The organism is Cohnella pontilimi (assembly GCF_005049045.1).
GTDB lineage: Bacteria > Bacillota > Bacilli > Paenibacillales > Paenibacillaceae > Cohnella > Cohnella pontilimi.
Genome location: NZ_SUPK01000001.1, coordinates 20,543 through 42,512, shown reverse-complemented (window position 1 = coordinate 42,512; position 21,970 = coordinate 20,543). Strand labels below are relative to the sequence as shown.

Sequence of the window (21,970 nt, the reverse complement as noted above, 5' to 3'; positions counted from 1 at the left end):
TTCTTTTCGCTATCGGGAGATTAGTTGCTTTCGTCCGCGTCCCGACCGGTAAGCAGCCATTCTCCGGCAATGCCCGGCGTCGTCATTTGCACCGGATCGAGGATCACGTCGATTTCTTCTTGCGTCAGGATGTTACGTTCGAGAATGATCTCGCGGATCGACATGCCGGATGCCGCCGCTTCTTTAACCAAGCGTGCCGCCACTTCATAACCCAGATGGGGGTTCAATGCGGTCACGATACCGAAGCTGCGGTCGACATTGGTGCGGCACTGCTCACGGTTCGCATCCATATCCTCGAGTGCATACCGAAGGAATACATCCACCGCGTTGCGTAAAATTTTCAACGACTGCAGCAAGTTAAACGCGATTACCGGACCCATCACGTTCAACTCGAATTGGCCGGCTTCCGCCGCCATGCAGATCGTATGGTCGTTGCCCATGACCTGGAAAGCGACCTGATTGACCACTTCCGCCATAACCGGATTGACCTTGCCCGGCATGATCGAAGAACCCGGCTGGCGGGGAGGCAGAAAGAGTTCACCCAGTCCCGTTCTTGGTCCGGACGCCATCATGCGGATATCGTTACATATTTTGGACAAATTCACAACGCAGACCTTGAGCGAAGCGGATATTTCGGTATAAGCATCCGAGTTCTGAGTGGCATCCACGAGATCTTCGGCGGGACGAAGCGGGATGTGCAAATCATCCGCCAGCAAGGACACGACCATTCCGATATATTCGACTTTCGCGTTCAGCCCGGTGCCGACGGCAGTCGCCCCCATATTGACGGTGAGCAAATTATCCGCCGCGCGTGCGATACGCGCAATATCCCGTTCCAGCACGCGCCGGTACGCGCCGAACTCTTGTCCCATGCGAATCGGAACCGCATCCTGAAGGTGGGTGCGGCCCATTTTGATGACGTCGTCGAACTGTTTCTCTTTGCGCGCGAAGCCATCCACCAGCGCATTCATCGCTTCCAGCAGCGTCTGTGTAAGCCGGTAAGTTGCGATACGCAACGCGGTCGGTATGGCGTCGTTCGTGGACTGCGCCATGTTCACATGATTGTTCGGACTGCAGTGAAAATAGTCGCCTTTGGCATATCCCAAATGCTCTAGTGCCCGGTTGGCAAGCACCTCGTTCATGTTCATGTTGATCGAGGTTCCGGCGCCTCCTTGAATCGAGTCCACGATGAACTGATCGGCAAATTTGCCTTCAATCACCTCATCCGAGGCCTGAATGATCGCCTCCGCGATCTTGGGCGGCAACAATCTCAAATCGGCGTTCGCGCGGGCCGCCGCTTTCTTCACATGCGCCAATGCCGCTAGCAGCTCGGAATGGATGGGTACACCGGTGATCGGAAAATTTTCCACCGCACGCATCGTTTGAATTCCGTAGTACGCTTCCGCCGGAACTTGCTTTTCTCCCAGAAAATCTTTTTCTATACGACTTTGCATCATCCAACTTGCCCCCTTGTAGGCGCTGTCATACCGATTCATTATAACAGAAAAGTCGAAGAGCTACTCCCCCCTCGACTTCGGTGAGAAGGACCACTTTTCCTCCTTTACCTTAAAGATGCGTTTTGCACCCATACCGTTTTAAAATCGATCCAACCGAGCGGATTCATCGTCACGCCTTTAATGCCGGGCTGGTACGTGGTGTTGGTCGTTTTATGGATGAGGAACAGCACATGCGCTTCTTCGCGGATTCGTTCCTCGATTTCCCCGAGCAGCTTGCGGCGTTCGTTCGTGGAACGGGCGGCAAGCGCCTGATCGATTTTACCGGCAGCCCACTCACGGAGTTTCTGATCCAGATGCTCCTTCAGGAAACTGCCGGCCTGCTCATAGGTTTCGATTTCACACACTTCATCTTCGGCGAAAACAATGTTGTATAAAATACCGTCCGCTTCCCTTACCCAATCCGTCTTCCAGCTATCGGTCCACTGGCTGGACTTCACCGCAATGTTGACGCCGTATTCCGCACAGCGCTTGCGAATCCAATTAGCGTCCGCTTCATGTATTCCTTTGGCGACGATCGTTACCGGAGAGCCGTCGTATCCAGCTTCCCTGAGCAGCGCCTTGGCCAGCTCCACATCGCTGCCGAACTTTCGCTCCCTCGTCTTCTCGTCCGGTCGAAATCCGCGAGCCGGATACCTGCGGTCGCCTCCTAAATCGCGGATCATCGCCGGCCGGTCGATGAGCAGGTCGATCGCTTTGCGGAAAAGCACGGATTGCTGCGGCCCCTCCTTCACCAGGTTCCAGGTCAGCAACGTACACCCGTTCGTAAGTGTTTCGACGGTCGCCCAATCATCTTCCGGATTGCTTTCTTGCTGATCTTGGTCGAACATCAGCTTCTCCCAGCTTTTGCGGGAGCTATCCCCATGCTCTTCCGGCATAAACGCGATGACGACGCCGTCCAAATGGGCACGCCCCATGTAATAGTCCGTATGAGCGGCCATGACGAATCGCTCGTCGTTCCACTCCGTGACGCAAAAAGGACCGGTACCTACAGGCGATTTCCAAAAACGCTCCTCATCCCGCTCCACCAACTCCCGGGGGAGTATGCTGACCGCCGCGGAACTCATGAAACGGTGAAAAATGCGGTTCGGTTTGGCCAGCTCGATGCGTACCGTTCGTGTGCCGACGGCCTCCGCCTTGACCAGTGTGCGAAGCATCCAGCTGTGCGCTTTACCTTTTCTCATCCGTTCAATCGTGAAAATCACATCGTCGGCCGTCAATTCTCTTCCGTGGTGAAAACGTACGCCCTTGCGCAAATGAAAATGCCACACCGTGGCGTCAGGGCTGTGCTCCCACGAATGCGCCACCGTCGGCATGACCCGGCCCGTCGCCGGATCGAACTGCACCAGACGATCGTAGAGCTGCCTTATAATGTGCGCATCGAACGCATTATAGACTTCCGAAGGATCGAGCGTGACGATCGGCGTGTGAACGGGGAGCCGAAGCGTATCCACCTCCCGCTTGCCGTCCGGGGTTTCCGTCCGGTATCCGAAGTGAAGGTCCAGCCATTCGGTGAACCGGTCCTTCACCGCCGAACTTCCTCCATGCGTATGGATCAGTTCGAACGCCTGCTTGTAATCTCCTCTCTGCGCCATATTGCGAGCGGTTTCAAGGAGCAGACTCTCCCGCTCCGAACGGAAAGTGAGCCTTGATCGGTTCCCTCTTCCCCGGCCGGGTTCCCAACGAATCCAACCGTCATCCTCCATCCGGCGCAGCACCAGCTTCACGTTGCGTGTCGTGCAAAACAACGTTTCGGCGAGTTCCTCAAGCGACACCTCAATCGATGAACCGGCGCCTTCACCTTTTGCGAATCGAGCATATAAGTCCAAATAACGTTCCGCTGTAGCCGTTTGCATCCTATCCCTCCATAATGAAAAAAAGGGGAAACAATTTACATTCATTCTACACTTTTAATCCCCTTTTGGCGAGTGCATAATGAGGAAGTCATCAACAGGAGGTGAAATTTTCCATGTTCCAACCGAATAGCACGTATGAAGTTGAAAAAATGTTTGAGTACCGCCTATCGGAATTCGACCGCAACATGCGCGAAGGTGTATACGTCAAGTCCAAGACAAACCGCGGATTGACGTTCAAGCACCTCGGATTCTGGCTCAAATGGTTCGGCAGCAGGCGGCTCGGCACTCATTGAAGTGACGGCCGCTCTTTTTATTGCCTTTAGGGGAAATCAGTTTAAAATATGTTTTCCCTATATTTCCTCTTTTCCGAACCGCATAATGATCCATGTAAGCCAAAGGGGGGACACAAAGTGATCCAAAATCAAAACGTATACATCGTAGAAAAAATGATTCGTCAGAAGCATGAGGAACTGAATAGGCATGTCGGGTTCTATCGGAAGCAGAGCGGTTCCATGTTTGACGTCGCGCTGCGGTTAAACGAAACAGCGCCAACGTTATGGAACAGATGGTTCAAGAAAAGGCGGCTCGACACTTCTTGGAAGTGACGACCGCCTTTTTCCTTTTTAACCCCGTTACTTCTCGTCGAACAGCTTGCGGTATTTCCCGTACCCTTCCTTCTCCAGCTCATCGACAGGGATAAACCGCAGCGACGCGGAGTTGATGCAGTAACGCAATCCTCCAGCTTCGATCGGACCGTCCGGGAATACGTGACCGAGATGTGAATCCGCCTCCCGGCTTCTCACTTCCGTACGAATCATGCCGTGCGAGACATCTTGTTTCTCATCGATGCTGCCTTCATGAAGAGGCTTCGTAAAGCTCGGCCATCCGCAGCCCGAGTCATATTTGTCCAAAGAACTGAATAACGGTTCTCCCGAAACAATATCGACATACAGGCCTTCTTCATGATTATCCCAAAATTCATTGCGAAATGGCGGCTCCGTCCCGTTATTTTGCGTCACTTCGAACTGCATGGGCGTCAGTCGCCCGCGAAGCTTCTCGCGATCCTCTCTCGTGTCCCAATGCCGCGCTATGAACGCATCGCGTCCCGAGCCTTCACGGTAATACCGGTAACGCAGCGGGTTGGTCTTGTAATAGTCCTGATGATAACCTTCCGCCGGATAGAAAGTGGACGCCGGTACGATTTCCACCGCGATGGGCTTATCGAACCTGCCGCTCTCTTGCAGTGCTCGCTTGGACGCTTCCGCTTCCTCCCGCTGTTTTTCGTTGGAGTAAAAAATCGCGGGACGGTACGACGAGCCCCTGTCGTAGAACTGCCCTCCCGGGTCGGTGGGATCGATTTGTCTCCAAAAAATGTCCAGCAGCTTCACATAAGGAAATTCAGCCGGATCGAACGTAATTTGTACCGCCTCGGCATGTCCCGTCGTTTCGGAGCAAACTTCCTCATAGGTCGGGTTCTCCGTATGACCGCCCGTATAGCCGGATACAACCTTGATAATCCCCGGCATCTGATCGAACGGCTTCACCATGCACCAAAAACAGCCGCCCGCAAACGTCGCAAGCTCCAACTCTCCTGGATGCCCTTTATTTTCTGTCAATTGATCTCACCTCTTATCGGATTCATTACCTTGATTGTAAACGAAATCCGTCACCGTTTCGAATGGCGCCCCGCGGCCAACAGCATGAGGAACGAGAGCATGACCGTCGCACCCGCCAACGCCCACGCGAGCTGCACGTTCCCGGCATCCACCGCAACGTAAATCGCCGTCGGGATCGTTTGGGTGCGGTTCGGGATATTTCCCGCAATCATCAGCGTCGCGCCGAACTCTCCGAGACTGCGGGCAAAGCCGAGCAAATAGCCCGCTGTCAACGAGCGAGAGGCCAGCGGAGCCGTAATCCAGCGGAACAGCTGCCACTCGGTCGCACCCTGCGAGCGTGCCGCATCTTCGAGCTCCATGTCCACTTCCTCGAATCCCGCCTTCATCGTCCGATAAACCAGCGGAAAAGCCACAACGACAGACGCGATCACGGCCGCCGTCCATGAGAAAACGATCGGCTGACCGAGCAGCCATTCATAAGCTTCCCCGATCCAGCTTCGCCTGCCGAGCAGCATGAGCAGCACGAATCCGACCACCGTAGGCGGCAGCACCAAGGGGAGAAGCAGCAGCGTTTCGATCGTGGATTTCCCGATGAACCGAGCTTTTGCCATCCATTTGGCCGCAGCAAGCGCGAGTACGAACACGATCAGACTCGCGGCAAGAGCCACTTGTACGGATATCCAAACCGGTGACGCGAATTCGTTCCATTCAAAGCGCATGAGATCACCATCTGCCGTCCATTACGTGTTTTGAGTTGTTATAAATCCGTTCTTTTCGAAAATTTTCATCGCCGGCTCCGAATTCAAATACCGGAAAAAATCGGCCGCTTCCTTCTCATGCCGCGAGCCGGACAGCAATCCAAAGGGATATACGATGGGCTCGTGGCTCGTCTCCGGAATTTCGGCAGCCAACCTGACCTTCCGAGAGTGAATCGCGTCCGTCCGGTAGACGAACCCGAAGTCCGCGTTTCCGGTTTCCACGTAGGCGAGCACCTGACGTACGTCGTGCGCATACACCAGCTTCGATTGAAGCTTCTCCCACATCCCCAGTACCTTCATCGCTTGAAGTGCATACTCTCCCGCGGGTACGGAATCGGGTTCACCCATTGCCACTTTACGGATTCCGGGAGCAAGCAATTGTTCGGCGACGCTGCCGCTGCCCTTCGTATCTGCCGGAGCAATTAACACCAATCGGTTAGTGAGTGCAAGAGTGCTTTGTTTTACAAGGTTTTGAGACGATAACACGTCCATTTGCTTGCGTCCCGCCGATAGGAAAAGATCGGCGGGTGCTCCTTGTTCAATCTGCTTCTGCAGCGTACCGGACGAACCGTAATTAAACCGGATCCGGATATCGGGATGACGGCTTTCGTAGGCAGCCGCGATTTCTTCGACACTCTCTTTCAGGCTGACCGCGGCGGATACTAGAATCATTTTGCCGCCCGGTTCACCGCCCCTGCCGCACGATGAAGTCAAAAAGACCATGAATGCGAGCAATATTACATATCCTGGGAGGGTAATCATGCTTTGTCTCGGCATCTGATCCCCCGCTTCTTTGTTGACCTAAACGCGCCGGCCCAAGATGACCAGGTCCCGCTCGATGCCGTCCATTTTCGCCACTTTCGGAAGAAGTCCCCATTGCTCGAATCCGAACTTTTTCAAAAGCGCCAAGCTCGGTCCGTTATGCCCGAACACGAAACCGACCAAACTCGTAATCGATAGCCGCGTGCATGCCCCGATCGCCCGATCCAGGAACAGGCTCCCGATTCCCTTGGCGCGATAATCTTCCGCAATATAAATACTGAGCTCAGCCGTGGCATTGTAGGCCGGCCGCCCGTAGAACGACTGGAAGCTGAGCCAAGCGATAATTTTTCCCTGATCTTTCATGACCCATAGCGGACGGCGATCCGGCGTATGCTCTTCGAACCACCGGTAACGGCTTTCTAGTGTAATCGGCTCAAGGTCCGCGGTCACCATGCGTCCGGCGATGGTGGAATTGTAAATCTCGACGATTGTCGGCAGATCCGCGAGCGTCGCATCTTCGATGTGGTATTGTTCTGACAATGCTGGTTCTCCTTTTGTTTCGGACATTTAGTTATTATCAAAAAAAGCCGTTGGATATTGGAGCTCGCCTTTCACTTGGTTCAACGCCCCCTCGATGACTTCGCAAACCATGAAAACTTCATCCGGCACGTTAAATTGCTTGAGTTCCAAACCGAAGCCCCTTGCCGGCCAGAAGCCGAATTTCGGATAGTACGAAGGATGGCCGATCAGCAGCACAACGCCGTACCCGAGCTCCCCGCATCTTTTCAAGCCTTCTCGAATGAGTTGGCCGCCTACACCTTTTTTTTGCTTGGCAGGAGTGACGCCGATTGGAGCCAGAACGATCACTGGCTTTACTTCTGAACCTTCGAGGAGGGAGGCCCGGCTGAAAAGTGCATGTCCTATTATGTTACCATCCAACTGCGCAACAATCGACAGTTCCGGTATAAAACCTTCCGATTGACGAATTCGTTCGACCAAGAGCGCCTCGTCTTCCCGCTTTCCGAAAGCTGCGACGTGCAATTCATGCACTTCTTCGAAATCATCCCGTGTTTCCGTTCGAATGTTCAATTCGTTCCTCCTTGTCCTTGATATATTGGATTAATGCCGTTGCGTACCCGGTCAAAATTGCAATAAGGACGCCTAGTGCGAACGTGATGTAATTGATGAAAATGTTGTTCGTATACTGGTTAAACCTCGACCATCCGTAGATCATCGACTGGGGATTGCTTGGTCCCCCGCCTAATGTGGCCAAGATTTCAGTAATATAGAGCTTCTCAAGTCCGCACAAAGAAATACCGATAATGATGAGGATACAGACCCATTCGGCAGCGAATTTCCTCTGAAAAAATCCCCTGCGAAACACAATATTCGAAGAAGTTCCCAGAACAGCGACAAACGCAATATAGACCAAGAAAAAAGGGATCATGAACAAAGCGGCCGGATTCCCATTTCCCGAGAGGTGCCCGCCGGGCCTTGCCCGATAGGTAAACAAATCAATCAGGGCGAGCAGGCATATGCTCACGAATGCTAGAAGGACAAGCCACAGAAACAGCAAGCGATGCTTCGATTCGTTCATGATCATCACCTGGTTGGCTTAGTTACTTCGTGTGGATCTGTACATAGTGTTCTACCGTAGGGAACGGATCGTAAAAATGATGCAGCAAAGCTTTCCATTGCTGATACCCTTCCGAATCCCGGAAGGTGACCGTGTGATCCGAGAGTCTGTTCCATCTTACGAGCAAAATATATTTATCCGCTTCCTCCACACATTTGTGCAGTTCGTGATCGATGTATCCCTCTGCCGCGGTCAATATTTTGCACGCCTTCCGAAAGCTGCTCTCAAAATCGCTGCTCGTCCCCGGCTTTACTTTAAGCGTGGCCACTTCCAAAATCATCGCTATCCCTCTTTTCAAGAGACCTTGATCTTTTTCCTTACTTCACCGCGATCACACAATGAACGTCCATAACTCGATCCGCCGCGGATTCCGATCGAATCTCCCGGAACCCCGCCGCCCTTACCAGCTCTATGACTTCCTCGGGATCATATAATTTGAATCCGTGCTTCGTAAACTCCAGCCTCTCCATTCTTTCTTTGGAGCGAAACGAAACGACCAACTGGCCGTCCGTCTTCAGCACCCGGTGAATTTCCCGGATGTCATTCGCAGGATTCGGCCAAAAGTAGATCGTATTCACCGTGAACACCTTATTGAACGTTTCAGACTCGAACGGGATGTGATTCACTTCGCCTAGGTTGATGTCCACTAGACCTTGCAGGATATAAGCTTTGTTTCGTTTTCTCGCCTGTTCCACCATCGTACTGGAAAAATCGACGCCCGCCACGAACCCGGTCTTCATTTTCGACGCGATTTCATGTATGTACTTCCCATTGCCGAATCCGATCTCGAGGATGCTTTCGCCGGGTCTGGGATCCACAATTCCGATCGTGAAGCGGTTCATGAAGTCATTGCCTTTGTTCATCAATAACCCGACCAGTTTGCCCACGAATCCGGCAGGCTGTCTCAAATGCCGCGCGATCGTTTCTTTGATCCCCATGGAATCCCTTCCCTTCCTATGTCTCGAGCTCCTCATTCAACAGCACCATGTGGATGTGGTCTTCCCATTTCCCATTGATCTTCAAGTATTTTCTCGCCAATCCTTCGTGCTGGAACCCCAGCTTCTCCACCACTCGAAGAGAGCCCTTATTACGCGGCATAATATTGGCTTCGATACGGTGAAGCTTCAGCAGTTCAAAGGCATAGCGCACGAGGAGCCCGACGGCTTCCGTCATGTAGCCCTTGTTCTGCTCGAATTGATCGATTCGATAACCGAGATGGCAGGACTGAAATGCGCCTCTCACAATGTTGCTGAGTGTTGCCGATCCGATGATTTGATCCGGTTGATCCTTTTTGAACATCCACACTTTAAATAGATTTCCTCGTTCCATGCTCAACCGGTCGTCGATAAGCAGTTGTCTCTGCGCTTCCAAGTAGTAAAAGGTCGGGTTCCTCAGCGGCTCCCATTCCTTCAGAAACTGCTTGTTACGGACTACAAATTCCAGCACCTTGTCCGCATAACTCTCATCAACCACTTTCAATTCCAACAATCGAGAGGAACTTAATTGTTGACTCATGTTTCAACCGCCTTTACTTCATCAAAACTGCAGCTGTCTAAATAAGTATATTGCCGCTGTCCACATGACAATGGCTGAAATTTTGTTGAGTACGAGCACCAGCTTGCCTGTCGGATCCTTGCTGCCGATCAGTCGGCCCAAAGCGGCCAATAAAAAGAACCACAACCAGGACACGAAGATACAAGCCGCAGTAAAAGCCACCATTTCTTCGCCTTCGTAAGCCATGGAGCTTGTCCCGATCACACCGATCGTATCCAAAATCGCATGGGGATTCAAAATCGAAATCATAGCGGTGTAAAGGACAAGCTTCCCCACTTGAGTCGGCCGCTCCGGCTGGTTCGTACTCGTCACCGGTTTGTCTCTCCAACTGAGGAAGCCCATATACAGCAAGAACAAAATTCCAAGCACAAGCAAGACGGTCTTCATCCACACAAAATTCATGACGACAAGCGACACGCCCGACACTGCCAGTAAGATCAACAGGGTGTCGCATAACGAGGCGGATATGACAATGGGAACGACGGAAGAAAATCTGTTTCGGGTCGCCCCCTGTGAGAAAATGAAAAAGTTTTGCACTCCTAATGGAATGATTAAACCAATCGCGAGAATAAATCCGTGCAACAGTGCGGGCAACATGGTGTCAGCCTCTTCTCTCCGGTTCAACTTGGATGGCGGGTTTCGCAGATGCGCCTAATAGAAAATCATATGATCCTTATCCGCTTTGTAATAATCCAGTCGGTCTTGCAGCGTGCCGGTATGAAACTCGAACATGTGACCATCCGGATCCAAGAAATAAACCGACTTTTTATCTCGCTCGTCTCGTACTCGGCCCGGCAGAACCTCAACTTTTAATTCCTTCAGCCGTTGCATCAATCCGTCGAAATTCTCATCATCTACTGTAAACGCAATATGCGTATAAGTTCGATTGTTCCGGCTCCGATCGACGTCCTCCTCATTTAAGGCTATCCAAAGGCCATTCAAATCAAAATAAGCCAACTTCCGGCCTTTTACCAAGAGCTTTGCTCCTAATACTTCCTGATAAAACCGAATCGATCTCTCCAAGTCCGACACGGAGAAGCAGAAGTGGTTAATTCCCTGAACGTTCACGGCGTGACTCCTCCGAGCATCAGTTTATGGCTAACTGTTTCCCAATCGCAAGCGGCTACGAAGCCCGATTACTTTTCCATATGTAAAAACTGTATCGGTTTTCCGTGAACATCGCTTAAGGACGTGTTCCGGCTTTGAAAACCATTTCTCCGATATACTTCAATGGCTCTTAAGTTAAAGCTCGCCACTACCAACCGGAATTTGCTCAGCCCTAAGTTCATCGTTCCGTGCTCCAGACCTGCAGCTACAAAATCACGTCCCAGTCCGCGACCTGTGAAAGAAGGCGCCATCCCAAGACCGACGTCCGTGCGCTCCTCATCTTGATATATCCCGGCTGCGTATCCTCCCGGCACCCTTGCGGCATGACCGAAACAGAAAAACCCGAACCTGTTGCCCATCGAGTCGATCGCAACATAGAACTCGCCGTTGAGAAACTCGGCTAACGCTTCCTCGGTATATTCCATATTGTAAAAGTCATACGGAGCGGCGTATTTCCACCCGCATATTTCTTCTGCATATTCTCGGGTCATCGGCGTCAATTGCATCCATCTCACCACAGCAAGGAATAATTCTTTCTTTCCCTCATTTTTTTGCGCACATAGAGAATGATGCCTCGAACCGCTACGATCAGCAAAACAGTGAGCACGAGAGGGGCTGCTTCCAAAGCAAGCACCGAGGCGAGGGGCGCAAGCGACATCAGAAACTCATAGAGAAAGAAATAATCTACCAATCCGACAACGAAAATCGATAATAAGATGATCTGCATTTTCTGATAGTAAAATGCAACCTTGTATACGGCGTGTTTGAGAAACTCCAACCGAATCAGCTCCTCACTCACAGTTTTTTGATCATGTGGATGTCGTGCGGCTCTTTCTCGAAAAGCTCCAGATCCACGGTGTCCGTAATCTCTCCGCCGTTATTCTTGTAGAAATACACGGCAGATCTCGTTTCCGTGGACGATATGTACAAGTACTTGGCGCTTCTTCTTCTCGCTTCATCGCTGAGCTCATCCAGAATACGCGTGCCAATGCCTTTTCTCCGGTAATTCCTGGAGACGTACATCAAATCTACTTGCAGCTGATTTCGCTCCATACCTCGAAATTTATGACCCAGCACTCCAAACCCAACGAGCAGCTCGCCGTCATAAGCGCCGATCGCCATACCGCCGTTGGACAGCTCATACTGAAAACGTTCCTGAAGTTCACGGATTAATCCATCGTCCCAACCCGGAGCTTCATGGTTCGTCGCCGTCTCCTGAAGTTGACCGTATGAGTAGGAGTAGATGAAATCAATGGTTTCCGAACGGTCGATTTCTGCGATTTTATGGGCTTGTTCCTTCGTCATTTCTGCGTAAGTAATCAATGGTTATCCTCCGTCACGTTCCATTCTTTATAAAACTGCTCCAGATACCTAAGCATGAACTCGTGCCGATCTTCAGCCATTCGCCGGGCGTGTGCAGTATTCATCAGGTCCTTGAGTTTTAACAGCTTTTCATAAAAATGATAGATGGTCGTTTTGTTAGGAGACCTGTAATGTGTATCCGTAACTTCAAAGAAAGGATCGTGCATCACTCGCCCCTTCGAACCGCCATAAGTGAAGGTTCTGGCAATGCCGATCGCGCCAATCGCGTCTAGGCGATCCGCATCCTGGACGATTTGCCCTTCCAGCGTGTCCATCGGCGGATTGGCGCCTCCGTTAAATGACATCGTGGAAATAATGGTCATCACATGCTCGATCACTTGAACATCTTCCACATGATCAAATAGCCAGGTTCTTACTTTGTCGAGGCCGGCTTCCTTGGAAACGTTCAGCTTCTCGTCTGCCACATCATGAAGCAAGGCGGCAAGCTCACAGATGAACGGATCCGCCTTTTCGAGCTTTGCGATTTCAAGGGCAAGCCTGCGCACTCGTTCGATATGCCACCAATCATGCCCCGTATGGTCCGACTCCAGCTCTTTTTTTACAAACTGCTCCGCCGAATGAATAATATCATTAACGTTCATTATGATGTCATTCTCTCCAATATCAGCATATTTCGTGTTCTATCATGTCTTTCATGATTATACATCTACAGGAAAAAAAGACCAGACCGCCATTGGGCGATCCGGTCTCGCATGCTTGTTACACAATGCGGTAAATGCACGCTTCGAAGGGCTTGAGCAGCATTTCTTCCGTTGCTGCGCGCTCCGGATAGTTCCGGATGATCGTTTCCTTCAACCGCGAGGATACTTCGTCCGGCAAGTTACAGGGCGTCTCTTCCTCAGAAATGTTCAGCAGCACCAGCCACTTCTCATCGCCAAACGTGCGGTAGTAAGCGTAAAGGTGCGGGTGATCCTCGAAGATCGGCTCATAGTTTCCGTATACCATCACTTCGTTCTCTTTCCGCAGTTTGATCAGCTTCTGGTAGTAATAAAACACCGAGTCGGGATCCGCGAGCGCCTGCTCCACGTTAATTTCTTTAAAGTTCGGATTCAACTTCAGCCATGGCTGGCCTTCACTGAAGCCGGCATTATGCGAAGCGTCCCATTGCATCGGCGTTCTCGAGTTGTCCCTGGCCAAATGCAGCAAGCTTTCGAATACTTCGTGCGGATCTCTGCCTTTAGCCACTTCTTCCTTGTACTTGTTTTTCAGAGCGATGTCGTTGTAATCCTCGATCGACGCAAATCGAACGCCGGTCATGCCGATCTCTTCCCCCTGGTACACATATGGCATGCCGGGGAGTGTGTGTAACATCGTCGCAAAACATTTTGCCGATTCCACGCGGTAGGTCGTATCGTTGCCAAATCGGGTGACCAAACGTGTATGGTCATGGTTGTTGAGGAACTGCGAGTTCCAGCCTTTCCCCCACATCCCGTCATACCAGCGCTTCTGGATTTCTTTGAACCGCTGCATGTCCCAGTGCGCCATATAATCGCATACCTCAAAATGGAACAGCGTGTTCAACTCGCCGCGGTGCTCGCCTACATACAGAACGCCGTCTTCCGGCGACACGAACGGAATCTCGCCGACCGTGAAGATGTCGTAGTGTTTCAGCACTTGGTCGTGCATTTCTTGAAGATATTCGTGAATGCCCGGGTTGTTGCCCAGGTACGAAATGTTATCGGGGTTATCCGAATCCGGAAAACCTTCTTGTTTGGCCAACAGATTGATGACGTCCATGCGGAATCCGTCGATGCCTTTGTCCAGCCAGAAACGCATCATGCTGTAAATCTCTTCGCGAACCTGCGGGTTGGACCAGTTAAGATCCGGCTGCTCGGTTGCAAAAGAGTGGAAATAGAACTCCCCCGTCGTTTCGTCGAATTCCCAAGTGGATGGCGTGAAGTACGAGCGCCAGTTGTTCTTTTCTTTCCGCCAAATGTAATAATCCCGCTTCGGATTGTCTTTGGACGAGCGAGACTCAATAAACCATGGATGCTGATCGGACGTATGGTTCACAACCAAATCCATGATCAGTTTCATGCCGCGGGCATGGACTTCCTTCAGCAGCTTGTCGAACGTTTCCATCGAACCGGCTTTCGGCATGATTGAGCGGTAATCCGAGATATCGTAACCGTTATCTACATCCGGCGAGCCGTAGCAAGGATTCAGCCAAACTACATCGACACCGAGACTGCGAATGTAATCCAATTTCTCGATCACACCCTGCAAGTCACCATAACCGTCCCCATCCGTATCGTAAAAGCTGCGCCAGTAGACCTGATAAACGACAGCTTCTTTCCACCAAGTTTTTTTCATTTTCGGTGCTCCCTTTTCCCAAGTTGCGCTGACAGTTCAACGTAAACAGATACCCTTTCATTTGTACCGAATTTAGGGGCTTCGGTCAACTGTGGGACGGGAGCCACACCTTTATTTCTTTAGGGAAGACAAGTAATCCAAATAGATACCGACAAGTGTTCTTGTCGATGACGACGCTTTGCGCTTTGTAGGTTTGTCATGCCCCTTTCAATTTCACCCGAGTTTGAAGACCTAGCCAGAAGATCGTGGACGGATAGAAATTCAATAGAAAAAGAGCGACAAGCGCGTAATTGTCCAAGCGATCGGAGTTGAACAGGTTCATGATGTACATGCCTGGAAAGTTATAGGCCGCACTGAAAATCCATACGAATTCCGGTCCGAGAAAACTAGAAGTGTCTTCCGAACTTGCAGCGTAATTTAAGAAACAAATAAACCAGACGAGGATTCCAATCCCGGCAACCAAGCAGTACGACAAATAATTTCGACCAGCGCGTCCTGTATGGACTCCATAACGGAAGCCATAAAGAAAATACATCAAATGGATCAAAGCCAAAAAGACAATGTAACCGATACCCCTCAGCAGCCACTCGAAAAGATCAGTTGCACCAAACGCACAAACAATGGCCGCCAATAAAACGAATAGGTGCAAAAGAGTGGAACGTACATTATTGGTCCTCAATTCCTCAGTCTACCTTCTTCCACAATGATGTCCACAAGAACGGCACCCCAAAAACATCTTGATCGCGAATATCCTTCATCGCACGGAACTCCACACACTGCGCAGCCTAGAGATATAGGACACGAGATTCTCGTCCGGCAAATTTTTAAAGAATGGAACCGTTCTTTCCCGATCCGAATAAAACGGGTTCCAAAACTCTTTCTCGGGACGAAACTTTGCATCCAGCATGTTTAATAAATCATCATTCGTTTTGATTGTTTTTTCCATGCCGACACCGCTCTCCTTTAAACGCTCTTGTTCCGCCACCAAATACCCGTACATTCAGGTACGATATTTGTCTTTTCTCCCTTAATTCGATCTCCTAATTCGTCCCCAAAAAAGTCGCGGCATAACTGTTCAGCCTGTTCAACGGAATCGAACTTGTAGTCTGTTCGGATTGCTTTATGCGCGAAACCATACTGCTCTTCTAGTCTCTTGAAGTACGGAATCAAATAATCAGGCGGAGTCGGTACGGTATTTCCCGTACCCATGGTTTCCAGAATGATCACTGTGCCACCTGGTCTTAAAACTCTGTCTATTTCTTTCATGACTTGATTCAAATTTTCCTGCCAGTCTTGATTACCCGAGCTGCTCATGTAACAAATGCTCCACCCGGCTATAATCATGTCCGCGCTCTGATCTTCAAGCGGGATTTGTCTAAGATCAGCTACCGAAGTTTTCCAATTGCGAAGTCCCATGGCTGCTAGTTTACTAGCTGTGACCTTAAGCATGTTGGCTGCAGCATCCACCGCCACAATGCTGTTGCAAGACGAAGCCGCCATACAAGTCAATCTTCCGGTTCCAGCCCCAAGATCCACAACATCTTTATTGGTGAAATCAGCGATCTCGGCAAGTACAGCGGGAATGTTGTTCGTGTAATCTTCTTTAGATACAAGCAACTCATAAGGTGTTGAGATGTGCTCATAGACATCATCGTTCATTAACAAATAAATGACCTCCACGGTTGTGTCAAATTTGCTCTCCTCTAAGATTCTGTTGCATCAAACGTGCGATCTGCTGAGCGTGATCATGGGGAAGTTGTTTCAACTGATCGATAACGCGTTGTTGTCTCTCCCTCGAATGATTTTGGCTTAATTTCCACTTCCCCTCCATCTTGCTTATCTTCAATTTGAATCCTACAATCCCATTCATCATGTTCTGAATATATTCCTCGTTCGTGTCATCCAAATGATAAGGGCTGTTTGCGTCCTCGTATTTGGCAACCAACTCTTTTAATGTCTGTAGAAATTCTTGCTTATCTTTGATGAGTTCTATGGTCCCGTAAACGTGAACAGCGACGTAATTCCAAGTGGGCACGGAAAGATTCGTCTCATACCAAGAGGAAGAAATGTAGCTGTGGGGACCTTGAAAAACAAGCAAGACCTCCTGCTCCTCTATATCTGTCCATTGCGTGTTTTGCTTCGCAAAATGCCCGGACAAATCACCGGCGTCTCGGTCGAGAACAACCGGTAAATGAGTAGCTTCCGGAGAACCGTTATGATTCGAAAACAAAATGCAAAAACTATTCTTTTCGACAAATTCAAAAATCTTCTCTTTGTCATGAACGGCGAAATGCTTGGGTATATACATGTTCAATCATCCTTATTAACCGAATAGGATATCCAATATTGCATCGACTAAAATTACTTTTCGATTACACCAAGGACACTGGATCATAGGTACCTCCTTAAATCTCTAGCCTTAATCGGATCATGTCGCGGCACTGTATCCCGTTTTCAAAAATGTCTTCATCGTAATGCCGCGTAAAAAAGTCTTGATCCACTCCGACGATACGAAACCCGCATTTCTGATATAAAGCCATCTGCTTCATCCCCGAGTTTCCGGTTCCGATCTCAATCGTTTTCACATGCTCTTGTTTGGCTATATCGATCGCGCTTAGAACCAGCTTCTTCCCGATTCCTCTCGCTTGGAAGTCTTCTTTGACCGCAATATTTACGATTTCAATTGTCTCCGGGCGCGTCTTCAATAAAACAAAAACGCCGATTATGTCATCCTTGTATGAGGCGACGTAACAATCCCCTCTGTTCAGATATTGATCGACGATTTCCTTTGACGGATCCGCAAGAAGTAACATGTCGTATGGAACCGAGACGTCTTTTGATAATTTCTTGATTAACAGCTCCATGAGCGTTCTCCTTAGATCACAAAGCGACCCGGCCTTAGGCAGCTCTTATCCTGGGTCGGGTCGTGTGTTTTATTGAGTTATCTTTTCCTGTTGTATAAAGGTTTTTCGAGAGTATAGAATTCATCGTCTATTTGGAGCAATTTCTCGGTGATCAATTTCTTAGCGTCCTCAATTGCTGTGTTATAGATGTAGGGTCCGAGTTCTTTGATCATGAAATCAACGAACTGTTCCGCAGCTAAATCCCCTAACGTTTCTGACCGCTCTTCTTCAAAATAACCTTGAACGTTCTTTACCAATTGCATTTTTTGCTCTCTCGGCAGTTTCAGCATATCCATTCACCACGCAGCCTCGTCTTAATCTGATTACTTCAATCTTACCACTGGAACGGAAAGCCTCACAGACCCAGCTTATGCCCTTTTTCCAGCCTCTGAATTTGCTGCTCTCCCTGATCCGCCAGTTCCCGGAACTGGTGGATCGTTTCACGCATTTTGGGCAGTGCCTCTTGTTTATACGTGCTGATCGAGTCGAGCGCAGACAACACATCGGAAAATGCCTGTTTCAGCGTATCGACCGAAATGTTCGTTTCGAGCGACTGTTTGTGGATTTCCGCTCCTTGCTCCTTCAGCATACGCGATGTGGAGGCGATCAAATTGTTCGTCGTTTCGTTCAACAGTTGGATCTTTTTCAATACAATCTTCTGATTGTAAAGCGCGCTGGCCACAGTGACCGAAATCTTCAACGCCGAAACCGTTACGTTTTTGGCACGGTCCACTCCACGAATCAGTTCTTTATTATTGCGAATGACCACTTCGATCGCCATGATCCCCTGTTGGTTCACGACAAGCATCTGCTGCAAATCCATCACGCGCTGGCGCAAAGGGAACAGCACTTCTTCCGTGATAAACCGAATCTTGTCGGGGTCTTCATTCCGCTGTTTGGCCGCTTCGATCTGTGCCTCGATCGATTGGTCCATCATCGACCCGAGCTGGATTTCCTTCTGCAGCTTCTTGGTCAAATCCCGAAGCGCTTGCTGCTCGATTTCCAGTGTCGTGTTGTCATTTTTGAGCGTCGTTTTGCCCTTATCCAAGGAGGTTACGATGTCTGCGATAACCGAATCGGCTTTCTGGAATTTGAGAAAATAGGCCCTGACCGGATTGAAAAGCTTGCCCAGGAATCCTGTCTTCGCGAAATCAATCAAACTCGGGTCCAAATCCTTCAACTGAGTGTGTAATTCTGCTAACCCCTTGGCCACCTGTCCGCCTTCATCCCCCGTTTTGGAAAGATTTCCGACTGAGACCTGAAGCAGGGAATTTTTCTCCGAAGACGACCGCATCGTATTCAGGCCGAATGTATCGATGGATTGCAGGATCTCCTTGCGTTTCTCCAGAGAGTCGATATCAAGCGCCATGATCGCAGCGACGTTCGAATCCGCAGCCTCCTGAAGCTTCGCAACTTCCTCGGGGACCGGCTTCACCTCTTGCTCAATTGAAGCTTTAATTTCTTCCGGGCTGGCCACTTCCATCGAAAATGACATCCAAATTCTCCTCTCGTTTCTTAAGATTACATCTGCGCGTTAAACAAGTTGCCGATTTTGTAGACAACGTCATCCGTATCCGCGTTGATGCTGGCCGCCTCGTTGATGCTGGATATGCTTTGAAGAGCTTGGATATTGGCGTTGTAGCCGATCGTATAAATCGGCACCTTGTAATTCTCGATGAGTCCCTTAATGTCTTTGAGCGAATTCCCTTGGTTCGTCTCTCCGTCACTTAAAACAAAGATCAGGGGTTTCTCGTTCGGATGCGCGGCCAATTCGTCCTGCAACAGCTTCAGCGCTGCGATGATGCCATCGAATGTCGCCGTTCCTCCACCAGCTTGAAGACTTTTCACTGCACCGACAAACATGGACTGTTGATTCGTATCGTATTTGGCGATCGGCAAATTGATGGTGACTTTATCCGAGTAAGATATCAAGCCGATGCTGTTGTCTCGGCCCAAAAATTTCTGGCCTTTCAACAAGGACTCTTTCAATCGATTGAGCGGCTCGCCGTCCATGCTTCCGGAAACATCGGCTACAAAAACGGCGGCAATCGACTTGCTGCCGTTCTTCTTCTCTTTCCACACTTTCTGCGCGGAAGCCAGGACATTGCCGTCCAAGACGGCCATTTCCGACTTGTAATCTTCGAGCTCGTTAAAACCTTTCTTTTTCGCCGCTTGCTGGTACTTCTCCTGGGTTACGAACTCGGCGAACTTCTTGATAATGTCGAGCTTCCCCTGAGGCAAATCGCCCAGTGCATACAATGGGCTGTCGTGTCTCACACCGAACGGCGTGAACACATACCCGCTCTTCAAATCCGCCGCATTAACATAGGTTTGATACTCCAGAACGAATCCGTCAAGAGCACCCGATTTGGCCGCGTCCCTCATTTGGATTGTCGTCGATGCGATGAACGGTACGTTCGCCTGGAACTTCTCGAAGCCCTGCACCGCTGTGTCGCTTAACGGGTTCGATTTGTCAAACGTTTGAAGTGCCGTGACGAGGAGGTTCAATCCGGTCGAACTGGCAAAAGGATCGGTATACCCCATGGCGAACTCATTGCTCGCGATAGCTTCTGTAACGGTTTTCACGTTAACCGCGCCATACTTACCGACAAGAGCATCGTATTTCGCTTTTGAGATGACAATGCCGGGAACGTTGCCGACGATACGCTTAGATACGAGCTGTGTCTTCACTCCGCTTGCCTTGATGATCTCGCCCCACAGCTCATTGGAAGGCGTGAATGCATCCGGTACATACTTGCCCGATTTAATGTAATCTGTGGCCGTGCCTGATGCGATATTGCGCACTTTGACCGAAACCGGTTTTCCGTCAACTGTGATATTGGCTTTGTTAAAATCCGCAGCCGCATCGGTCAGCCACCCGTCTACCCCGCTGCCAGATTTTTCAGTGGACGAGAAAATCTCCACGAATACGTCGGTCGTGTTATTGACCGTAATGGGGAATTTCGAGATGTCCGGTAAAGAGGCTGCGACATCGATCGGATCGAGGTCGATTTGGCCTTTCACCGGCTCCAGGGTCGTTACCGAGAGATCGGAGTACAACTTACTTAGCCGCTTGCCCGCATTTTCCGCCGTCACTTCACCTTTTGATTTCCCCAGGTTCGACGTCAGATTGACGCCATAATATACAAGGACGAACGCAAGAACCAAGACAACTCCCGATAAGACCAAAAATTTGCCTTTGCTCGTCATACTCCACCTCTATTGTTTATAAAATTTCGTTTGTTTAATTAACGCATCGATTTCCCGCATGCCTGTCATGTTCTCGATGTCCCCCGGCTCCAAGCTGTCCAGGCGGGAAATCTCGACAAGCAGCTTTTCCAGCTTCAGCAGGATTTCCTCATTCGTATCGAGAGAACTTCTAATAAATGTCATAAATTCATTGTATAAAATCGTCTTTTCTTCAAGAACCGCCGCTGAGTATTTCGCCGGCTGATGGCCCATTACGCGCTTGTACTCGTTTTCGTCGAAGATGCTCAGCCGGTTCAGCAAGCTCCTGACGTTAAGAAAGACGAGCTTCTCCACCTCTTGAATGACAGCTGCGAACTTCTTGTAGCTTAACTCGTCGGGTTCGAATCTCTCTTGCAGGACATCGAACAAGCTCTCTTTTTTCTTATGCAGCCGTTCCAACTGGTCCAAGGCAAGCTCGACGTCTGACTCAAGCACTTTTACACGTTTGTAACGGTTGAGGGCCTCTACGTAGTCTTCGTGCGTTCGAATCCGTTTGAGCGGGATGGCGGCTGCCGGTTTAAACTGTATAACATAAATCCCATAAACCAATGCGATCCCGCTGGCGAGCAGAAACGTAACCCCCGTTGCCGTCTGGAGCGCATTTTCGCCGATTTTTATCCCGATAAAACCGGGTGATTGTAGGACGACGTTTGCGGCAACAACGCCGACAATTAGTCCAAGCAGCTTGAACATTTTCGTTCCGGTCAACCCTCTACCTCCTCTTCCCTCACTCAGCAATACGACCGTTTTCCCAAAAAGTGTCACAACTTTAACGAATCATTACGGACTTCTCGTCCCGCAGGATTAACCCCTTGAAAAAAATTCGACAGCTTCCTTCATTTTCCTTTTCAGCAAATGATTTATGAATGGTCGATATAGTGGGTAATGCAAAAAAAAGAACACATCTCCGTTGATGTGTTCTGATTGCGGTGCCACTGACTTTGAACATTACAGTTCTATTCCCGTCTTTGAAGCATTTAGCCATCACTGATTAGGCCCAAAAAATACCGTTTCCATCTATTTCTTTTATTTGTTTTTCAAAGTCTCTATCTGGATTTATGTCATCTACAAAATGCCATTTGTTCTTGCTATCTTGCCAATACACCTTCCAGTGCGTTTCTTCTAGCCTTAGTTGCGCAATTGGGTACTCAAAACGTCCCCCCATATATCCTGATCGTTCTTGAGTTAACGTGACGGTATTTCCCCTAAATTTATAATGAATTTGAAATTCTTCTTTGAGATTTGCGGGTATTTTTTTGTCGATATAGTTTTCAAGTATTTTCTCAATTCTCTTTTTTGTAAAGGGATCTAGCACTTAT

General features: G+C 49.7%; 30 protein-coding genes. 2 read left to right on the top strand and 28 right to left on the bottom strand.

The window, feature by feature from the left end; genetic code table 11:
* Positions 1 to 20: 20 nt before the first annotated feature.
* Together aspA and E5161_RS00290 are read right to left on the bottom strand one after the other, a co-directional pair.
* Complete coding sequence (gene aspA / locus E5161_RS00295) at positions 21 to 1,454, bottom strand: aspartate ammonia-lyase (protein ID WP_136776359.1); 1,434 nt, start codon at positions 1,452 to 1,454, stop codon at positions 21 to 23.
* A gap of 107 nt (positions 1,455 to 1,561) precedes the next feature.
* Positions 1,562 to 3,370: an ABC transporter substrate-binding protein gene (locus E5161_RS00290; protein WP_169306526.1), complete on the bottom strand. Its 1,809-nt coding sequence runs from the start codon at positions 3,368 to 3,370 to the stop codon at positions 1,562 to 1,564.
* A 113-nt stretch (positions 3,371 to 3,483) separates the two neighbouring features.
* Here E5161_RS00290 and E5161_RS00285 point away from each other — a divergent pair, with 113 nt between their 5' ends.
* Positions 3,484 to 3,663 (top strand): hypothetical protein, encoded by a 180-nt coding sequence (locus E5161_RS00285; RefSeq protein WP_136775607.1) that lies wholly within the window; start codon positions 3,484 to 3,486, stop codon positions 3,661 to 3,663.
* 117 nt (positions 3,664 to 3,780) lie between these two features.
* The gene (locus E5161_RS00280; RefSeq protein WP_136775606.1) at positions 3,781 to 3,975 is read left to right on the top strand and encodes a hypothetical protein; all 195 of its coding nucleotides are present in this window, start codon (positions 3,781 to 3,783) and stop codon (positions 3,973 to 3,975) included.
* A 27-nt stretch (positions 3,976 to 4,002) separates the two neighbouring features.
* On the opposite strand, the gene msrB is transcribed toward E5161_RS00280, so the two are convergent.
* The 26 genes from msrB to E5161_RS00150 form a co-directional block, all read right to left on the bottom strand.
* Positions 4,003 to 4,986 (bottom strand): peptide-methionine (R)-S-oxide reductase MsrB, encoded by a 984-nt coding sequence (msrB, locus tag E5161_RS00275; RefSeq protein ID WP_281279819.1) that lies wholly within the window; start codon positions 4,984 to 4,986, stop codon positions 4,003 to 4,005.
* Between the two features lie 50 nt (positions 4,987 to 5,036).
* Positions 5,037 to 5,705, bottom strand: coding sequence for a molybdate ABC transporter permease subunit (gene modB, locus E5161_RS00270; protein ID WP_136775605.1), 669 nt, complete (start codon positions 5,703 to 5,705; stop codon positions 5,037 to 5,039).
* Between the two features lie 21 nt (positions 5,706 to 5,726).
* Positions 5,727 to 6,479, bottom strand: coding sequence for a molybdate ABC transporter substrate-binding protein (gene modA, locus E5161_RS00265; RefSeq protein ID WP_169306525.1), 753 nt, complete (start codon positions 6,477 to 6,479; stop codon positions 5,727 to 5,729).
* A gap of 66 nt (positions 6,480 to 6,545) precedes the next feature.
* Complete coding sequence (locus E5161_RS00260) at positions 6,546 to 7,046, bottom strand: GNAT family N-acetyltransferase (protein ID WP_246042037.1); 501 nt, start codon at positions 7,044 to 7,046, stop codon at positions 6,546 to 6,548.
* A gap of 27 nt (positions 7,047 to 7,073) precedes the next feature.
* Positions 7,074 to 7,595 (bottom strand): GNAT family N-acetyltransferase, encoded by a 522-nt coding sequence (locus tag E5161_RS00255; protein WP_136775602.1) that lies wholly within the window; start codon positions 7,593 to 7,595, stop codon positions 7,074 to 7,076.
* On the bottom strand, positions 7,567 to 8,103 hold the full coding sequence (locus tag E5161_RS00250) for a hypothetical protein (protein ID WP_136775601.1): 537 nt from the start codon (positions 8,101 to 8,103) through the stop codon (positions 7,567 to 7,569). Before E5161_RS00250 ends, E5161_RS00255 begins: the two co-directional genes overlap by 29 nt.
* A gap of 22 nt (positions 8,104 to 8,125) precedes the next feature.
* Positions 8,126 to 8,422, bottom strand: coding sequence for an antibiotic biosynthesis monooxygenase family protein (locus E5161_RS00245; RefSeq protein WP_136775600.1), 297 nt, complete (start codon positions 8,420 to 8,422; stop codon positions 8,126 to 8,128).
* A gap of 37 nt (positions 8,423 to 8,459) precedes the next feature.
* Complete coding sequence (locus tag E5161_RS00240) at positions 8,460 to 9,080, bottom strand: class I SAM-dependent methyltransferase (RefSeq protein ID WP_169306524.1); 621 nt, start codon at positions 9,078 to 9,080, stop codon at positions 8,460 to 8,462.
* A 16-nt stretch (positions 9,081 to 9,096) separates the two neighbouring features.
* Positions 9,097 to 9,657: a GNAT family N-acetyltransferase gene (locus E5161_RS00235; protein WP_136775598.1), complete on the bottom strand. Its 561-nt coding sequence runs from the start codon at positions 9,655 to 9,657 to the stop codon at positions 9,097 to 9,099.
* Between the two features lie 21 nt (positions 9,658 to 9,678).
* Positions 9,679 to 10,293, bottom strand: coding sequence for a LysE/ArgO family amino acid transporter (locus E5161_RS00230; RefSeq protein WP_136775597.1), 615 nt, complete (start codon positions 10,291 to 10,293; stop codon positions 9,679 to 9,681).
* A 54-nt stretch (positions 10,294 to 10,347) separates the two neighbouring features.
* Positions 10,348 to 10,764 carry a metallothiol transferase FosB gene (gene fosB, locus E5161_RS00225; protein WP_136775596.1) on the bottom strand — a complete coding sequence of 139 codons (417 nt, stop codon included), beginning with the start codon at positions 10,762 to 10,764 and terminating at the stop codon, positions 10,348 to 10,350.
* 68 nt (positions 10,765 to 10,832) lie between these two features.
* Positions 10,833 to 11,294, bottom strand: coding sequence for a GNAT family N-acetyltransferase (locus tag E5161_RS00220; protein ID WP_169306523.1), 462 nt, complete (start codon positions 11,292 to 11,294; stop codon positions 10,833 to 10,835).
* A 20-nt stretch (positions 11,295 to 11,314) separates the two neighbouring features.
* Positions 11,315 to 11,581, bottom strand: a complete 267-nt coding sequence (locus E5161_RS00215) for a hypothetical protein (RefSeq protein WP_136775594.1) — start codon at positions 11,579 to 11,581, stop codon at positions 11,315 to 11,317.
* 17 nt (positions 11,582 to 11,598) lie between these two features.
* A complete protein-coding gene (locus E5161_RS00210; RefSeq protein ID WP_136775593.1) occupies positions 11,599 to 12,126 on the bottom strand; it encodes a GNAT family N-acetyltransferase in 528 nt (175 codons plus the stop codon).
* Positions 12,123 to 12,767 (bottom strand): HD domain-containing protein, encoded by a 645-nt coding sequence (locus E5161_RS00205; protein ID WP_136775592.1) that lies wholly within the window; start codon positions 12,765 to 12,767, stop codon positions 12,123 to 12,125. Before E5161_RS00205 ends, E5161_RS00210 begins: the two co-directional genes overlap by 4 nt.
* Before the next feature lie 118 nt (positions 12,768 to 12,885).
* Complete coding sequence (locus tag E5161_RS00200; protein WP_136775591.1) at positions 12,886 to 14,499, bottom strand: glycoside hydrolase family 13 protein; 1,614 nt, start codon at positions 14,497 to 14,499, stop codon at positions 12,886 to 12,888.
* A gap of 196 nt (positions 14,500 to 14,695) precedes the next feature.
* Complete coding sequence (locus E5161_RS00195) at positions 14,696 to 15,178, bottom strand: hypothetical protein (RefSeq protein WP_136775590.1); 483 nt, start codon at positions 15,176 to 15,178, stop codon at positions 14,696 to 14,698.
* 75 nt (positions 15,179 to 15,253) lie between these two features.
* Complete coding sequence (locus tag E5161_RS00190) at positions 15,254 to 15,445, bottom strand: hypothetical protein (protein ID WP_136775589.1); 192 nt, start codon at positions 15,443 to 15,445, stop codon at positions 15,254 to 15,256.
* A 17-nt stretch (positions 15,446 to 15,462) separates the two neighbouring features.
* Positions 15,463 to 16,158: a class I SAM-dependent methyltransferase gene (locus E5161_RS00185; RefSeq protein ID WP_246042036.1), complete on the bottom strand. Its 696-nt coding sequence runs from the start codon at positions 16,156 to 16,158 to the stop codon at positions 15,463 to 15,465.
* Between the two features lie 28 nt (positions 16,159 to 16,186).
* Entirely contained in the window at positions 16,187 to 16,807 is a 621-nt protein-coding gene (locus tag E5161_RS00180) for an FMN-binding negative transcriptional regulator (RefSeq protein ID WP_136775587.1), read from the bottom strand.
* A gap of 97 nt (positions 16,808 to 16,904) precedes the next feature.
* Positions 16,905 to 17,363, bottom strand: coding sequence for a GNAT family N-acetyltransferase (locus E5161_RS00175; RefSeq protein WP_136775586.1), 459 nt, complete (start codon positions 17,361 to 17,363; stop codon positions 16,905 to 16,907).
* A 77-nt stretch (positions 17,364 to 17,440) separates the two neighbouring features.
* Complete coding sequence (locus E5161_RS00170) at positions 17,441 to 17,698, bottom strand: DUF2164 domain-containing protein (protein ID WP_136775585.1); 258 nt, start codon at positions 17,696 to 17,698, stop codon at positions 17,441 to 17,443.
* A gap of 59 nt (positions 17,699 to 17,757) precedes the next feature.
* Complete coding sequence (locus E5161_RS00165; RefSeq protein ID WP_136775584.1) at positions 17,758 to 18,897, bottom strand: toxic anion resistance protein; 1,140 nt, start codon at positions 18,895 to 18,897, stop codon at positions 17,758 to 17,760.
* 26 nt (positions 18,898 to 18,923) lie between these two features.
* Positions 18,924 to 20,612, bottom strand: a complete 1,689-nt coding sequence (locus tag E5161_RS00160; protein ID WP_136775583.1) for a vWA domain-containing protein — start codon at positions 20,610 to 20,612, stop codon at positions 18,924 to 18,926.
* A gap of 9 nt (positions 20,613 to 20,621) precedes the next feature.
* A complete protein-coding gene (locus tag E5161_RS00155; protein WP_136775582.1) occupies positions 20,622 to 21,359 on the bottom strand; it encodes a hypothetical protein in 738 nt (245 codons plus the stop codon).
* Between the two features lie 283 nt (positions 21,360 to 21,642).
* A complete protein-coding gene (locus E5161_RS00150) occupies positions 21,643 to 21,966 on the bottom strand; it encodes a DUF3024 domain-containing protein (protein ID WP_136775581.1) in 324 nt (107 codons plus the stop codon).
* Positions 21,967 to 21,970: the final 4 nt, after the last annotated feature.